Here is a 17,182-nt window from a genome sequence, read left to right as displayed (position 1 = left end):
GACAACCTATAGTAGGATTATTAAGTTTAACCAGTCAACCAAAAACAGGACGATACACACAATTCTTAATTCTTAACCATAAATTCGTAACTAAAAAAAGTGCCTTCACTCTAACCATCTAACAATCAGTTATAAAGTAGTAAAAAGTGATAAGGTGAAGGTAGTTTAAGTCTAATTGAAAATATGCACAAAAACGTGAATATACGCTTATAGATACAAAGACGGTCATGCTCTTACAATATAAATTATATTAAAAAGCCGCTTTTCTGCACTTTTTTATATAAGTTTGCCTACATATAATATATATAAGCCATCATGAAAAAGATACAAATATACATATTCCTTACAGCTTTAGTCTGTATATCCAACGTCTTCAGCGCTTGCGAAGATGAAGATAATAACTCCCCGAAGACACCGGACAGTACGGAAGAATGGATCACCAACTTTTTAAAAACGGAATACCTTTGGAGTGATGAGGTCGCAAGTAAAACTCCGGATAACAGTTCACCGGAAAATCTATTTTATTCTCTCCTATCACTGAAAGACGGAAAAACCAAAAACGGATCTCACTATTATTACTCCTATATTGAGAATAACTCTACAACCAAAAGTATCAACGAAGAATCTACCTACGGATTTGAATTCGTTCTTTATAACATCGTTGATAATGCCGAACAACCATTAGGCTACTATTACGCACGGATTCTTTATACCTTACCGGGAAGTCCTGCCGATAGTGCCGGACTAAAACGTGGAGACTGGATCACTAAAATAGCCAAACAAGAAATAACAAGCAATAATTATAAAGAATTAATGGGAGGAGCTGCAACAAAACTATCCATACTAAAAAATATGGCAATCGGACAGCGAGAAGAAGAAGTTGCCATCAAAGCCTCCATCCCAATGGATGAAAACCCATTATTGCTGGATACGATATTAAATGTAAATAATAAGAATGTAGGATATCTCGTGTATAATCATTTTAAGACAGGCAAAGGAGAAAACACCAATGACCAAACATATGATAACGAAATGATTGAGATATTCAAAAAATTCAAGAACGAGAAAGTAAGTGAATTTGTTCTTGATTTACGTTACAATGGAGGCGGATATCTCAGTTCGGCACAATTACTTGCCGGATTCCTTGTTCCCGAGAATAATAAGGATGGCATATTTTGCTATTTAGAGGATAATAAAGGAAAGAAAGAAGCTTATAAATTTAGAAATGCAAATTATAACCTTGGACTTTCACGCGTGTTCATTCTTGTCAGCAACCAAACCGCTTCTGCTTCCGAAGCTGTCATTAATGGTTTGAAACCTTATATGGATGTAATTCTAATAGGAAACACTACGGAAGGAAAGAATGTAGGCTCCATTCATGAGACACACAATGAATGGGCTATACAACCTATTGTATCACGCATATACAATAAAGATAATTCTACTGATTATGAAAACGGATTCACACCTGAAGATAAATTCTTCTGCAATGAATTAAATTCCAGTGAAAACAACGCTTTGCGTCCGTTAGGTGACCAACGGGAATATATGCTTTCCAAAGCTTTAGATGTGATAAAAGGTGATGCCCCTAAGAAAGCCCTTGCAAGCAGAAGTACAATCCAAAGGATGAAAATTGAATACAATTCAATAGAACGGAAGCAGGAGAATGCAGTTCTCATTAGATAATAAAACGTTTAGGACAATTTCATTAATACAAAGCTGCAAAGAACTATTTATATCAAAGAACAACAATACAATTGCTATTATCAATAATATAATTATGAATTCGGGAATTCATAATTCATGCAGTTGTATTTCTTTAATCTATTCCATAGCTTTGAACCAACGAATTCGTTTTTGTTGAACTTTAAAACAAAAAAGCTATGAAATTAAAAAATTTACTTTTTATTATTTGTTCTTGTTGTTATATAACATTAATAGCACAAGATAACATTGGGACCAAATTACATAAAATTGAGACCCCTAAATTACTAAAGGACCAGTTTGGAAAACCAACTTCATCGGCTTTCCGTATACATGACAATGTTAAATCAGAAACACAGCAAATAGCTAGCCATTGGCACAATATAGCTAAATTTAAAGCTCAAGCAAAAGTCGAAAACTCCATGATGCGTTTGGATAGTATCATTAAAATTAATCCTGATGGTTCAAAATATCAACGTCAATGCTTTACCTTTAATGAACAGAATATTATTACTCAACAACTCAATTCTTATTGGAATGCTCAAACGAATTCATGGGACACAGCTGAAAAATATAATTACGAATGGGATGAAGACGGTTATGTTCTAATGCAGTCATTAGAAGCTTATGGAAGTGGAGAACGTTATGAATTTACTTACAACGACCAAAAACTGGGTATTAGCCAAATATATTCTACATTATCAAATGGAGAATGGATAAAAGTCACCAAAGGAGAATATCAATATGATGATAAAGGAAATATGATTGATGAAATGATTTATGCATGGGATGATACAGAATGGATAAAAGCAACGCATAATACCGCAACATGGGATGACCAAAAGCGACAAACAAGTATTGTATCAATGATATGGAATGGAAGGGAGTGGATTGGTGATATCAAACAAGATTATACATACTATACCACGGATCAACTTTCTTATAAAGGAATGTGGATGTGGTTAACTGAAACGAAGGAATGGCAACTTGTACAAATGTTTTTCCAAGAATTTAATCAAGCTGGACAATGTACTGCCCAAAAGATGAGATTCTGGAATAACGACCGACAAGATTGGAGTGGAGAATATCCATCTTGGGGACCAAGCGGAGGAAAATGTATTACTTATGATGCGACTATCACTTATGATAAACTTGGTCGTAAAATTCTGCAACAACATAAAGAATGTTATAATGATAGCACAGAATGGTTCCTTGCCAGTGAAATGATTACCGAATGGAAAGATGGATTGGAAAATGGTGATTACGAAAGTGAAATGAATGCATATCTTTATAATTATGACTCTAAAGATAAAATTTGGAATCAACGAGAATATGAACGTTACAATGCTGAGGGATTACAAATTTGGCGATTACAACAATTACAAAACTCAGACGGTACAGAAATGAATGACTATTTTGAAGAGAAATATCGTTACGATGAACGCGGTAATCTCACTTATAGTGCTGTGTGGGATTGGGTTGATGGTATACGTACACCAACTATTGAAGAAAACCATACATATGATATTGATAATAATATTGTCGAATCCTACTACCGTAGTAGCAATAACGGCATCATTATAATTAGTAATCCTCAAAAAGCTGCAGGATACGAAACACAAGATGATGAAGGATGGGTAAATACCTCTCATTTTATTTACAAGTATGAAAATGGCCACCGTATTTCTAAAATGGGTTACAGATGGAACGGTACAGCCTGGGGAACAAATAATGGACAATCTGTAGAATATGATTGGAATACTCCTGTTGATGAATTAATTACTGCAATCGGTTATGGAGATCCTTATAAAATAGATTTTGTTCATGACTATACAACAGACGGAACAGAAGGGTGGCTTACTAGTACTTCTACTTACTATTATAGTGAACAAACCACCGATATCCAACAAACAAAATCCGGTAATATTGTTTTCGCCAACAACATACTGACAATAACCGGAGGTAATGACATTGAAAATCATATTTATGACATTACAGGTAAACAAGTATATCAAGGAAATAATTCAGAAGAAAACCTAAATCTTTTGAGTCAGGGCATCTATCTTGTAAGAAGCATTATTGACAGTAAGATGTTTACACTCAAAATTATTATTAAATAGTAGTTCTTAATACATATCATCCCGGTTACTATTCCTCTTATAAAGGAGAAAGTAGCCGGGATTCTTATTTTTATCATTGACCAACCAAAAACGACAGACTTTTTATCAGAAAATATGGTTCGATTTTTCTTCTAATCTTTGTTAGGTCAAAATATTTTCCATAACTTGCAAACATTAATTGATGTATTGTAAGACACACAATACCCAATACTGTTAGCTTTAAGAAAATGAAAAATATTATTTTAGTAATAATTATCACATTACACAATATTACAACAGTATATGCAGAAAAGAAATTTGACTATGAATCTCTTTCCCGGTATTCTATTGATGAACTTTTCCAATATGCAAACCAATATCTGGAGCATAATGACAATGACACGGCAATGGCTTATTTTCTATACGTTATCGGAGGATATGAATTCGATAAAAATCGGGATACACAATATATTTGCGCCCGCTCACATATAGCCGTCGGAAGTATCTACTACAAACAAGGTTACTATTCCAAAGCATTCGATTCATACACCAATGCTATTAAAATCAGCGAAGAAAATAATTTCATAGATATACTGCCACAGATATATAATAATCTTGGAAGTATATATTGCACATGGCAGGATTACACACAAGGACTATTTTACTATCAAAAGGCACTTGAATACACAAGTCTTCAACAGCAAGAGAAACTCTATCAAAAGATTCTAATTAATATTATTGGTGTGTATTGCGAGAAAAAAGAAACAAAAGCAGCACGCAGTTATTATAATCGATTATATCAATTTTATGATCAAGACACATTAACAAATTATTTCTGTTTACTCAACAAAGGTCTGATACTAATTACAGAAGGAAGAGAAAAAGAAGCAGTAAAATACATTCATCAAACCTGTGAATACGCAGAATTAAACCAATTAGGTTCAGGTTATCTTAGCTCTGCTTATGTTACCCTAGCACAATTATATGAAAAAATATACCCCGATTCCGCTTTATACTATTATAGAAAAGCATTAACCGATGATCTGCCTCCATATATGCAACGTAATCTACTAAAACAGTTATCCAGACTCTACAGAAAGAAAGATAAACAAAAAGCTATTTATTATACAAATCGTTACTTACTTTTATCTGATTCCCTCTTTGACGAGAATGAAATAAACCGTATGAAAGGTTCCCAATTCATTTATGAATCGGAAAAGAACTTCCAAGAGATAAAGGAACTAAATAAAGAAAAACTAGAACAGAAACAACAAATCAAGGCACAACGTACTGTTATGTTAATAAGCGTCATCATATTCGCTATTTTTTCCATAATGTTTATCCTGCTGGTAATCCAGAAAAAGAAACTAAGTCAGGCATACAAAGATCTTTTCTTACGAAGCAATGCAATATTGGCAAAAGATAAGGAAAATCAACAGATACGTGAAGGATTGGAAAATATCATTCTGAATCTGAAGAAACAGCTCTCCGATTTTTCAGAAACAGGTTCTGTCTCCTCTCAAAATGTCGAATCACATTACACCCAGCCAGATCAGGATTCTTATAAACAGCAATCTGCAGATAAACTGACCGATAAACAAAAGGAGCATATCCTCTCTGCTGTCAATCAAGTTATAAATAATACAGAAGCTATATATGATTGCGATTTCAACATCGAATTATTAGCCGATATGACCGGATATAATTCTAAATATTTGTCTAAAGTCATCAACGATACATATCAATGTAATTTCCGTACATTCATTAATGAGTATAGAATAAAAGAAGCCCAAAAACGATTACTCAATACCAAAGAATATGGTAATTACACAATTAATGCCATTGCTCAAAGTGTGGGGTATAAATCACATGCTAATTTTATTCTCTTATTCAAAAAACATGTAGGAATATCTCCGTCTGCTTATCAGAAAATGGCTAAAGAGTATGATTCAGGAAACCTCTTGTTCCATTCTATGGATTAATGTATAAATATAAGGTAGTCATAGAAATTTGATAAAAGAATGAAAATTGAATACAATTCAATAGAACGGAAACAAGAGAATGCAGTTCTCATTAGATAGAAGCTTAACAAAATACCATTCTTTTTAACTCAACACTTTTCATTCCCAGCTGTTTTAATATCCATCGAACTTAAACAGCTTAATATATGGAATGGATTATAGATTTATTACGAAGTCATTCGGAACTGGCTATCTTTCTGACAATAGCACTCGGGTTCTGGATCGGACGGTTTAAAATAGGACAATTCAGTCTGGGTACTGTCACCAGTGTATTGTTAGTAGGAGTTCTTGTCGGGCAACTCGATATAAAAGTCGATGAACCTGTAAAGTCCGTATTTTTCTTACTTTTTCTTTTTGCCATTGGGTATAAAGTAGGACCGCAATTCTTCCGTGGGCTGAAAAAGGATGGACTTCCACAAATGGGATTTGCTGTTCTTATGTGTATTTCCTGCTTATTGGTGCCTTGGATACTGGCAAAAATTATGGGATACAATCCCGGAGAAGCAGCCGGATTATTGGCCGGTTCGCAAACCATCTCCGCCGTAATCGGAGTAGCGGGAGACACAATCAACAGTTTAAATATCAGTGATACAGAGAAAGTCAATTACAACAACATCATTCCCGTAGCCTATGCAGTGACATATATCTTCGGAACTGCAGGTTCGGCATGGATACTTGCATCCATCGGCCCCAAAATGCTGGGAGGATTGAAGAAAGTAAAAGCGGCATGCAAAGAGTTGGAGGCAAAGATGGGTAACACAGAAGATGAACAGCCGGGATTCATTAACGCTTTTCGTCCGGTAGTATTCCGAGCCTACAAGATAGAAAATGAATGGTTTGGAAATGGAAAAACGGTAGATGAATTGGAAAGTTACTTTGACGCCAATGACAAACGACTCTTTGTTGAACGTATTCGTCATAAAGGAAACATTATCAACGATATTAATCCCTCCATTATACTACAACGAGATGATGAAGTAGTGCTCAGTGGAAGACGTGAATATGCCATTGGAGAAGAAAACTGGATCGGCGAAGAAGTCTTTGACCCTGAATTACTAAATTTCCCGGCAGAAGTTCTTCCTGTCATGATTAATCATAAAAGCTATTCAGGAAAAGCTCTATGTGTGATACGTAAAGAAAAGTTCATGCATGGCGTAAGTGTACGAACTATCAAACGTGCCGGGATATCTATTCCGGTATTCCCTCAGACGATTGTAGATCAAGGTGATACATTGGAACTGGTAGGTACGAAAAAAGAAGTGGAATTGGCTGCAAAGGAATTAGGTTACGCAGACCGTCCTACCAATGCAACAGACATGATATTTGTTGGTCTCGGCATATTTCTCGGAGGTATTTTCGGTGCATTAGCCATCCATGTAGGAGGGGTACCAATCAGCCTTAGCACAAGCGGGGGAGCACTGATTACAGGATTAGTATTCGGATGGATACGCTCAAAACGTCCTACTTTCGGTTATATACCCGAACCATCACTTTGGGTATTGAACAATGTAGGATTGAACATGTTCATCGCAGTTGTAGGCATTGCCGCAGGACCTAGCTTCATTGCCGGCTTCGAGCAAGTAGGCTGGAGTCTTTTCATCGTAGGAGCCATTGCAACCACGATTCCGCTTATTATAGGACTATTATTAGGTAGATACGTATTCAAATTTCACCCGGAATTGATATTGGGATGTACGGCAGGTGCCCGTACTACTACCGCCGCCTTAGGCGCAGTGCAAGATGCGGTGGAAAGCGAGACTCCTGCTTTAGGATATACAGTAACTTATGCTGTGGGCAATACATTACTTATCATTTGGGGAGTAGTCATCGTACTATTAACTTGATGAAATATTACAAAGAAATTATAACCTAAAACCAACTTTAATTATGAAAGAATTAATAAACAAGACTCCGGGCGTTGCCATTGAAAAAGAGATGGAGAAAGTCAGCCCTTTCGAGCTCAAAAACAGATTGATAGAACTTGCTGACGAAAGTATAAAAAAGATTGCCCACACCATGCTTAACGCGGGAAGAGGTAATCCTAACTGGATAGCGACATTACCGCGCGAAGCATTTTTTACATTAGGTAAATTTGGAATTGAGGAGTGTCGCCGTGTCATGGAACTTCCGGAAGGTATTGCCGGAATTCCTCAAAAAGCCGGCATAGCGCAGCGGTTCGAACAATTCTTGATAGATAATGCAGATGCTCCGGGAATTAAATTACTGAAACAGACTTACAACTATATGCTCATGGAACACGCTGTCGCTCCTAACGAACTAGTTCATGAATGGGCGGAAAGTGTTGTCGGAGACCAGTATCCCGTGCCCGACCGTATCTTAAAGTACACGGAAACAATTGTGCAGGACTACCTGAATCAGGAAATGTGCGATAACAATCCTCCGGAAGGTAAATTTGATCTGTTTGCCACCGAAGGCGGAACCGCAGCGATGTGTTATATCTTCGACTCATTGCAAGAAAACTATTTATTGAATAAAGGTGACAGTATTGCCTTAATGGTTCCCGTATTCACTCCTTACATCGAAATTCCGGAGCTCGACCGTTATGATTTTGATGTTATCAAAATACGTGCCAACCAAATGACTCCCGACGGATTACACACATGGCAATATAGCGATAAAGACATAGTAAAGCTCCGCAATCCGAAAATAAAAGCCCTATTTGTTGTCAACCCCAGTAATCCGCCCAGCTACACGTTAGCCAAAGAAACAGTAGAACGAATTGTAGATGTCGTCAAGAACTACAATCCTAATTTAATGATTATTACAGATGACGTATATGGAACATTTGTTCCGGGGTTCCGTTCTCTGATGGCCGAATTGCCCGACAACACTTTATGCGTTTACTCGTTCTCCAAATATTTCGGAGCTACAGGATGGCGCTTGGCCGTTATCGCATTACACGAGAATAATATTTATGACAAAATGATTGCCGGATTGTCACGTAAACGTAAAGCTGATCTGAACAAACGATACGGCAGTCTATCTATTAATCCTGAAAGTCTTAAATTTATAGACCGGATGGTAGCCGACAGCCGTCAGGTTGCCTTAAACCATACTGCCGGATTATCCCTGCCACAGCAAATGCAAATGAGTTTGATGGCAGCATTCGCTTTATTAGATAAAGAAAACAACTACAAACACAAGATGTGGGAGATAATTAAGAATCGTTTAAAAGCTCTTTGGGATAATACAGGATTCACCCTTGTAGAAGACCCGCTCCGTGCCGGATATTATTCGGAAATAGATATGTTGGTATGGGCCAAGAAATTCTACGGAGACGCATTTGTAGAATATCTGAAAAAGAATTATAACCCTTTGGATATTGTGTTCCGTTTGGCCAAAGAGACATCACTGGTCGTATTGAACGGAGGAGGATTCGATGGACCGGAATGGTCTGTTCGTGTATCATTAGCCAACCTCAACGAAAATGATTATGTAAAGATAGGACAAGCCATCAAGCAGGTATTGACAGAGTATGCGACCCTTTGGAAAACTAAGAAATAACACAGACTAACTAAACTGACTAAAGCCGGAGAACATTGATTTTCAATGAATACTCCGGCTTTTTTATTTGTATTTTGTTACAAAGAGCAAACAAAATTTAATCACAAGCCACATTCCGAACAAAGGCATCCTATTTGTTGTTAACCGGATAAAATAACTAAATAAATCAGTAAAAGAAAACCATTATGAAAAAGGTATTATTTATTGTAGGATTACTGATGTTTGCATTATTGGGAAACATGCAAGCTCAAACGGTTAAAAAAGATATAGATAAGGCAGCACGCAAAGCGGAAAAAGAAGCCAAGAAGTTGGAAGAAAAAATGCAGAATGAGATATTATTCAAGGAAGCCGAAAAAGCGTTGCAAAACCAAGCATTTGTTTTGGAAGCCGACCGGGTAATCTTCAAGCGTGGACGTTCGGAATTTGTAAATTCAAACATGAATTTTATCTCATTGAGCGATGACAGAGCAACCGTGCAGATTGCATTCAATGGTCCGTTCTCCGGTCCTAACGGTCTGGGTGGAGTAACCGTGGATGGTACGGCAAGCAATATCAAGATGAGTAAAGACAAACGTGGGAATATCAACTTCTCCATGGATGTACACGGCATCGGGGTTTCTGCTCAAGTATTCATTCAACTCACTAATGATAATAATGATGCATCCGTTACGGTTAGTCCGAACTTCAATTCAAACCGTATCACACTTACGGGAAAACTATTGCCGGTAGAGAAATCGAATATCTTTAAAGGACGTTCGATATAATTTCAGAATGAGGAAATCATAATTCAGAATTTATTCTCTATTTTTGCCTCATAATACAATCGAGAATATGAGGGATTATATCATAGCGGATAATCAGGACATCACTAAGGCGGGAATGTTATTCATGCTTAGCGGGATTAAAGGTATCGGTCCCATCACTGAAGCGGAGAACAAATCCGAACTGATAAAAGCACTTAAAGAAAAGTCGGAAGCGGTAGTAATCATTGATTATACTCTCTTCGACTTTTCCGGCATTGAGGAATTGATTATACTGAAAGAACGTTTCCCTAAAGTAAGTTGGTTACTGTTTTCGGACGATTTAAGCGAGGATTTTTTACGACGCATTTTGCTTGGCAGTCTCTCATTCAGTGTTGTCATGAAAGACTGCTCCAAAGAAGAGATACTTACTGCATTACAGTGTATTCTGCACCATAACCGATTTATATGTAATCATGTAGGAAACCTGCTCTTAAATGGTAAACGCAATATCACCATTCAGGATCATACGCTAACGAATACGGAAAAAGAAATTCTCAAAGAAATAGCTCTCGGCAAAACTACCAAAGAAATAGCATCCGAACGCAATCTTAGTTTCCATACCATAAACACACACCGAAAAAATATTTTCCGTAAGCTGGAAGTCAATAATGTGCATGAAGCCACAAAATACGCAATGAGAGCCGGAATTGTAAATTTAGCAGAATATTATATCTAATGAACATAGCAACATTAATATCCGGAGGTGTAGACAGCTCCGTTGTAGTCCATCTCCTAAAAGAGTCAGGTTATACACCTACCTTATTTTATATAAAGATTGGTGCAGATGAAGAAGAAGGATTAAATTGTACTTCGGAAGAAGATATTGAAATGGCTACACTCGTAGCCCGCAAATATGGCTGTCCTTTGGAAATCATCGATTTACACCGTGAATATTGGGATAGTGTGGTGGCATACACTATTGATAAAGTGCGTCGTGGACTGACGCCTAATCCCGACGTGATGTGCAACAAACTAATCAAATTCGGATGTTTCGAACAAAAATGCGGTAACGGTTTCGATAAAACAGCGACCGGACATTATGCTACAACTACCGAAACAGGTGGAAAGACATGGTTATCTACCGCTAAAGATCCGGTAAAGGACCAAACCGACTTCCTGGCACAAATAGATTACTTACAGGTATCCAAACTGATGTTTCCTATCGGCCATCTTATGAAAAGTGAAGTCAGAGCCATTGCTGAAAGTACAGGCATAGCCACAGCAAAAAGAAAAGACAGTCAAGGTATCTGTTTTCTGGGAAAGATCAACTATAACGATTTCATACGCCGCTATCTCGGCGAGAAAGAAGGAGACGTTATTGAGCTGGAAACAGGAAAGAAGATTGGTCGCCATAAAGGATTTTGGTTTCATACCATCGGACAACGTCACGGATTAGGCTTTGGCGGAGGTCCATGGTATGTCATTAAAAAGGATATAAACGAGAATATCATCTACGTATCAAAAGGATTTGATGCCGAAGCACAATATGGCAATCATTTCACAATACATGATTTTCACTTTATTACGGACAATCCTTGGAATGAGACATCACACCCCATTGATATAACTTTCAAAATAAGACACACCCCGAAGTTTACTCACGGAAAGCTATACAAAGAGAATGGCGTTTACAAAATTGAATCTTCCAAGCCCTTACAAGGAATAGCTGCCGGACAATTCGGAGTGATTTACGATGCGGAACACCGGTTATGTATCGGAAGTGGAGAAATACAATAATTCTTATCAAACAATCCAAATATATTGCGCTTTCAGTCCTCGTATATTTCCAAAGGAAGAATAATGCCGGATAATCTTCATAAGATTTATCTGGCAGGTAAAGTAAACCAGAATGTTGTCCCTACTCCTTCTTCAGATTCAACGCCGATACTACCACCCAACTTTTCAACAATTGTCTTACAAATAGAAAGTCCGAGACCTGTTCCGGGAACGCAGGCATCTAATTTCACAAAACGATCAAAGATTAAAAGTTGTTGGTCTTTAGGGATACCACGTCCGCTATCCGATACATAGAAATAAAGATTATCATTGTCTTTCATTTTATACCCGAAACTAATATGCCCCTTGTCTGTAAACTTAATGGCATTGGTTATCAGATTTAGGATTAACTGCATGAAGCGATTACGATCTGTATGGAAAACATACTCAGGCAATCCCCCCACAAACTCCAGTTGTACATCATCACTCTTCAGACGAAGACGAGCCGTTTGCTCAATTTCCGCCATTATTTGATTTAGTTCCACATCTTCAAAATGAAACTCAATCACACTGGCTTCAATCTTGGATAAATCTAATATATCATTGATTAATTGCAGCAACAACTCACTATTGTTATTGATAATCTTTATATACTCACGCTTGCAAGACTCATCCTCCTCTTCAGACAACAGGTTGGAAAAACCAACAATCGCATTCAATGGTGTACGTATTTCATGACTCATATTAGCAAGAAACGCAGATTTCAGTTTGTTGGAAGCCTCAGCTTTTTCTTTTGCCTGAATCAGTTCAAACTCCATTTTTTTGCGTTCATCTATATCCATAGACGCACCAACCACCATTTCCGGAGTACCTTTTTCATCCCATTCTCCGACTAATGCAAATGTGGCAACCCAAATATACTTTTCCGTTTCACGCTCAAACATCCGATATTCATGGTATAGCTCCTCTATCTCACCTTTCAGCAAAGCATCATATTTCATCTTTACCGCTTCAACATCTTCCGGATGTATCCATGTCCAATATTCCGCAAGTGCAACATCTTCCCTATTCGTTACCTCTATCACTTGTGTTTTTAAATCAATAGAACAAGAGTATAATTTGGCAGCTTTCAGAACTAATTCATATTTCTTATTCAACAATTTCAGATCCAAACGATTCTTATAAATCTCTGTCAAATCTATTGCCGTACTAATCAATCTTTGCTTATTTTCCTGGTTATTAATTATCTTTTTTACAATCTGCAAATAAATATTTCCCTGTTCTCTTTCATAACATTTTACCGATTCAACAGCTTTTCCCGTACAAGCAACTTCCGTATCCAGAACCTGCAGATCATGAGCCATGACACGATCCTTATAGAAATTATAGTTCTGTCCACGAACTTCTGACGAGTCATACTGTAATACCTCCGTAGCTTTCTTATTCCAGAAAGTATATCTAAAACTATTATCTATACTTTTTACCGTCACTGCTATCGGTAATTCATTTAGCAAAGACTCGAAATAGTTACGGTTTTTCATTTCTATTTTTCTTGACTTTGACAACATATGAATATAAAGCAAAAGTCCAGAAACAATAAAAGCCAAGATAATCAATGTAAACCAAATCTTTTCATGATATAACTCATAGAAAGAAACCGGTGCATTGAAATATACGGCATCAGAAGGGTATAATGCCGGATCTATCTTATGGAATATCAGATTAGGATAACTGAGAAAAGAAGAATCCCGTCCTATTATCTGACGTTGCTCAATATCCCGGGCAGGTGTTCCTGATAAGATTTCATCAAGTGTTTGCACAATGGTACTACCAAATACCGCTGTAGAGACATAATGTCCCCCTGCAAATTTATTACGCGAAAGATCCTGAGGGGTAAGAAGAAATAAAGGTGAATCGGAGAAATCATTTATTATCTCCTGTATATGGTCAAACAAATAAGAACTGTCATCCTTTGTCTGTGTATTGAACCATGAATAATAAATAATTCCTGTTTTCTTATCATATTCCTTCAGTAGAGTCAATAATTCCTGAGTAGATAAATCTTTGGAACATAAACTGGCATAGGCAAAATCAGGATAAAATTTCCTCATTATGGAATCCATTTCAGAACGAACCCTTGAGCTTACATACCGTTCATCCGTTATTAAAGCTACCTGATTCATTTCCGGCAACAAATTCTTCATCAATTCAATCGTTTCACGAATAAAATAAGGTTGTCTAAGAGTGGTTACATTGTATACCCTACACCATTCTTTTATAGGCACAGTATCGTCAATCCCTATAGGTTTTCCCGAATAAATAATATCTAAAGTAGCAGGAATCCTATCACATGAATTTACAACAAGAACAGGAACATCCTTCCATACATCATCAAAAAGCACACGACATATCATCCAACCTGGTTCACCTATGAAGACAACAGCAGAAGGAGGATATGTATATTTTAACCGAAAGTCCTCCAATAGTTTATCAACCTGTTCTTGCTGCCTGATTACAGGGACAGAGAGAGACTCAGCCCTCACCATCATATTTTGCTTCGTAAAATGGTTATGAATCTCCCAGTATATATCTTTCGTCCACGGCAAATTAAAATTAAGGGAATTGAATACTAAAACATACTCACCTTCCTCATTAGCAGGTGTATTCGCATAAACGACAAATGGGAAAAGGCAAACAAGTAACAACAACAAGCATCTTCTTGTCGTCCTGTTTACTAAAGAAAACGTGCATTTCATTCTAACGCTATTATAGTAAAAACATGATTTGCCAAAGATAAAGAATAATTCATTAATTACGCCACGATATGTAAAAAAACGCCACATTCCACATATATAATAAATAGATGCGGAATGAGAATTATTTTAAATAACTTCCAATGCCCGGCTTATATCATTCTTAATATCTTCTATATTTTCAATACCGACAGACAGACGTAAAAGTCCCGGAATAGCTCCGGAAGCTATTTTATCGGCATCCGATAACTGTTCATGTGTTGTTGTTGCAGGATGAATAATCAAAGTCTTCGCATCTCCTACATTTGCCAGATGACTAATTAATTTCAAGTTATTAATCAGCTTATCCGCCCGTTCGGAATCTCCTTTTAACTTGAAAGAAAGTACACCGCCAAATCCGTTTTTCAAATACTTCTTTGCCAATGCGTGATACGGACTGCTTTCCAATCCCGGATAATTCACATATTCTATTTCCGGATGCGTTTCAAGCCACTTTGCCAATTCTAAAGCATTATATACATGACGTTCCATCCGCAAAGAAAGAGACTCCAATCCCTGAAGCAACAGGAAAGAATTGAAAGGAGAAATCGTGTTACCCCAATCACGTAACCCTTCAACGCGGGCACGAATTGTAAAAGCTATATTTCCAAATGGTCCCTCTGTCCCGAATACATCCCAAAATACCAGTCCATGGTAACTATCACTAGGTTCGGTAAAAGCACGAAACTTTCTATTCCCCCAATTAAACTTACCGCTATCTACAATTACTCCTCCCAATGATGTACCATGACCGCCTATCCATTTTGTCGCACTCTCCACCACAACACTAGCTCCATGCTCCAAAGGACGAAACAGATAACCGCCCGCACCGAATGTATTATCTACAATCAAAGGAATATCATAACGTTCGGCAACTGCCGCTATCGCCTCAAAATCAGGAACATTCAATCCCGGATTACCAATTGTCTCCAAGTAAATCAGTTTGGTATGTTCATCAATCAACTTCTCAAACTCTTCCGGAGTATCTTCCGGAGTAAAACGCGCCTCCACCCCCAAACGTTTAAACTGGCTTTTAAACTGGTTGTAAGTACCTCCGTAAAGATGGGAAGTAGAAACGAAATTATCCCCCGCTTCCAATATATTATTTAGCGCGATAAACTGGGCCGACTGCCCTGATGATGTAGCCAAAGCGGATTTCCCCCCTTCCAAAGCTGCGATACGTTTCTCAAATACATCTGTCGTGGGATTCATCAGACGGGTATAAATATTTCCAAACTTCTTCAACCCAAATAAATCCGCACCGTCTTTTGCATCTTCAAAAACATAAGAGCTTGTCTGGTAAATAGGTACTGCCCGCGAATGAGTAGTTCCATCCACTTCCTGCCCCGCATGTACCTGTAATGTCTCAAATTTAAATTCTTTCGTTTCCATTGTTATCTGTATTTTGATTGACAATTCCGATTATAAAGGATATTCGTCAAAGGCATAGAGCAAGGTAGACAAATATCTTTCTCCCGTATCCGGCAATAATGCGACAATATTCTTACCTGCATTTTCCGGACGACGAGCCAATTCCATAGCTGCAAAAACAGCAGCTCCCGATGAAATACCTACTAAAAGTCCTTCCTGTTGCGCCAAATCTCTCCCCGTACGTATCGCATCATCATTCTCCACCTGTATAATTTCGTCTACCACATTGGCATCATAAATAGCGGGAACAAATCCGGCTCCTATGCCTTGTATTTTGTGCGCGCCCGCTTTTCCGCCTGAAAGTACCGGAGAATCCGATGGTTCTACTGCCACGACTTTCACTTCCGGGTTATGTTTCTTTAATGTTCCTCCCACACCGGTTATCGTTCCTCCTGTTCCGACTCCCGCTACAAATATATCAACTTTTCCATCCGTATCCCTCCAAATTTCTTCTCCTGTCGTATGTCTGTGTATTTCCGGATTGGCAGGATTCTCGAACTGTTGAAGAATCACCGCATCGGGTGTCTCCTTTTTCAATTCTTCAGCTTTAGCTATCGCGCCTTTCATTCCTTCCACGCCCGGAGTAAGCACGATTATAGCTCCCAAAGCCTTCAATAAATTGCGCCTTTCCATACTCATGGTATCAGGCATCGTCAATATCAACTTATACTTCTTTACAGCAGCAACGAAAGCAAGTCCTACCCCCGTATTACCACTCGTCGGTTCTATAATGACACTATTCTGTTTTAAAATACCTTTCTTCTCCGCATCCTCTATCATAGAGAAAGCTACGCGATCTTTCACACTGCCTGCCGGATTAAAATACTCAAGTTTAGCTATTATACTTGCCTTCAGTTCTTTACTTTTATTATAATGAGAAAGCTCCAGTAATGGAGTATTTCCTATCAGGTCCGTTAACTGTTTTGCTATCTTTACCATATCATTTCGATTTAGTTTATTATTAATGTTACAAAGATAGACGGAATAAAGTTGGCGGACAATAACCTAATATAGGCATTTTTATACCATATTTGTGGTAGGAATAAAGAAATTTGCCTAAGTTTGCAACGAAATGTGACTAATAGAATGAA

Annotated in this window: 11 protein-coding genes; 8 read left to right on the top strand and 3 right to left on the bottom strand. The window is 37.6% G+C overall.

All coding sequences use genetic code 11. The features are described from left to right. Nucleotides 1–315: 315 nt before the first annotated feature. The 8 genes from DXB63_RS11410 (at nt 316) to mnmA (ending at nt 11,889) form a co-directional block, all read left to right on the top strand. Nucleotides 316–1,686 (top strand): S41 family peptidase, encoded by a 1,371-nt coding sequence (locus DXB63_RS11410; protein WP_122126539.1) that lies wholly within the window; start codon nt 316–318, stop codon nt 1,684–1,686. A 197-nt stretch (nt 1,687–1,883) separates the two neighbouring features. Continuing rightward, nucleotides 1,884–3,824: a T9SS type A sorting domain-containing protein gene (locus DXB63_RS11405; protein WP_122126538.1), complete on the top strand. Its 1,941-nt coding sequence runs from the start codon at nt 1,884–1,886 to the stop codon at nt 3,822–3,824. 227 nt (nt 3,825–4,051) lie between these two features. Beyond that, nucleotides 4,052–5,785, top strand: a complete 1,734-nt coding sequence (locus DXB63_RS11400; RefSeq protein WP_122126537.1) for a helix-turn-helix domain-containing protein — start codon at nt 4,052–4,054, stop codon at nt 5,783–5,785. Between the two features lie 185 nt (nt 5,786–5,970). Continuing rightward, nucleotides 5,971–7,668: an aspartate-alanine antiporter gene (gene aspT, locus DXB63_RS11395; RefSeq protein ID WP_122126536.1), complete on the top strand. Its 1,698-nt coding sequence runs from the start codon at nt 5,971–5,973 to the stop codon at nt 7,666–7,668. 43 nt (nt 7,669–7,711) lie between these two features. Next, nucleotides 7,712–9,349, top strand: a complete 1,638-nt coding sequence (gene aspD / locus DXB63_RS11390; protein ID WP_122126535.1) for an aspartate 4-decarboxylase — start codon at nt 7,712–7,714, stop codon at nt 9,347–9,349. Between the two features lie 185 nt (nt 9,350–9,534). Then, the gene (locus DXB63_RS11385) at nt 9,535–10,113 is read left to right on the top strand and encodes a DUF4251 domain-containing protein (protein WP_122126534.1); all 579 of its coding nucleotides are present in this window, start codon (nt 9,535–9,537) and stop codon (nt 10,111–10,113) included. A 67-nt stretch (nt 10,114–10,180) separates the two neighbouring features. Then, nucleotides 10,181–10,828: a response regulator transcription factor gene (locus DXB63_RS11380; RefSeq protein WP_122126533.1), complete on the top strand. Its 648-nt coding sequence runs from the start codon at nt 10,181–10,183 to the stop codon at nt 10,826–10,828. After that, nucleotides 10,828–11,889 (top strand): tRNA 2-thiouridine(34) synthase MnmA, encoded by a 1,062-nt coding sequence (gene mnmA, locus DXB63_RS11375; protein WP_122126532.1) that lies wholly within the window; start codon nt 10,828–10,830, stop codon nt 11,887–11,889. The genes DXB63_RS11380 and mnmA overlap by 1 nt, the downstream gene beginning before the upstream one ends. Before the next feature lie 86 nt (nt 11,890–11,975). Here the strand turns inward: mnmA and DXB63_RS11370 are convergent, their stop codons facing one another. The 3 genes from DXB63_RS11370 to cysK all read right to left on the bottom strand — a co-directional run bounded on the left by DXB63_RS11370 (nt 11,976) and on the right by cysK (nt 17,030). Continuing rightward, on the bottom strand, nt 11,976–14,624 hold the full coding sequence (locus DXB63_RS11370) for a PAS domain-containing sensor histidine kinase (protein ID WP_158563673.1): 2,649 nt from the start codon (nt 14,622–14,624) through the stop codon (nt 11,976–11,978). Between the two features lie 126 nt (nt 14,625–14,750). After that, nucleotides 14,751–16,052 (bottom strand): O-acetylhomoserine aminocarboxypropyltransferase/cysteine synthase family protein, encoded by a 1,302-nt coding sequence (locus tag DXB63_RS11365; RefSeq protein ID WP_122126530.1) that lies wholly within the window; start codon nt 16,050–16,052, stop codon nt 14,751–14,753. Nucleotides 16,053–16,082: 30 nt separating this feature from the next. Then, nucleotides 16,083–17,030 carry a cysteine synthase A gene (gene cysK, locus DXB63_RS11360; RefSeq protein ID WP_122126529.1) on the bottom strand — a complete coding sequence of 316 codons (948 nt, stop codon included), beginning with the start codon at nt 17,028–17,030 and terminating at the stop codon, nt 16,083–16,085. Nucleotides 17,031–17,182: the final 152 nt, after the last annotated feature.

The organism is Bacteroides sp. OM05-12 (genome assembly GCF_003438995.1).
Lineage (GTDB): Bacteria > Bacteroidota > Bacteroidia > Bacteroidales > Bacteroidaceae > Bacteroides.
Note: the sequence above shows the minus strand (reverse complement) of the source record. Positions and strands in the feature narration are given on the sequence as shown.

What these genes read in the sequence shown, in the direction of transcription:
- aspT (WP_122126536.1), top strand. Translation starts at nt 5,971, where the DNA reads ATGGAATGGATTATAGATTTATTACGAAGTCATTCGGAACTGGCTATC.
- mnmA (WP_122126532.1), top strand. Translation starts at nt 10,828, where the DNA reads ATGAACATAGCAACATTAATATCCGGAGGTGTAGACAGCTCCGTTGTA.
- DXB63_RS11380 (WP_122126533.1), top strand. Translation starts at nt 10,181, where the DNA reads ATGAGGGATTATATCATAGCGGATAATCAGGACATCACTAAGGCGGGA.
- DXB63_RS11385 (WP_122126534.1), top strand. Translation starts at nt 9,535, where the DNA reads ATGAAAAAGGTATTATTTATTGTAGGATTACTGATGTTTGCATTATTG.
- DXB63_RS11365 (WP_122126530.1), bottom strand. Translation starts at nt 16,052, where the DNA reads ATGGAAACGAAAGAATTTAAATTTGAGACATTACAGGTACATGCGGGG.
- DXB63_RS11405 (WP_122126538.1), top strand. Translation starts at nt 1,884, where the DNA reads ATGAAATTAAAAAATTTACTTTTTATTATTTGTTCTTGTTGTTATATA.
- DXB63_RS11370 (WP_158563673.1), bottom strand. Translation starts at nt 14,624, where the DNA reads ATGAAATGCACGTTTTCTTTAGTAAACAGGACGACAAGAAGATGCTTG.
- aspD (WP_122126535.1), top strand. Translation starts at nt 7,712, where the DNA reads ATGAAAGAATTAATAAACAAGACTCCGGGCGTTGCCATTGAAAAAGAG.
- cysK (WP_122126529.1), bottom strand. Translation starts at nt 17,030, where the DNA reads ATGGTAAAGATAGCAAAACAGTTAACGGACCTGATAGGAAATACTCCA.
- DXB63_RS11410 (WP_122126539.1), top strand. Translation starts at nt 316, where the DNA reads ATGAAAAAGATACAAATATACATATTCCTTACAGCTTTAGTCTGTATA.
- DXB63_RS11400 (WP_122126537.1), top strand. Translation starts at nt 4,052, where the DNA reads ATGAAAAATATTATTTTAGTAATAATTATCACATTACACAATATTACA.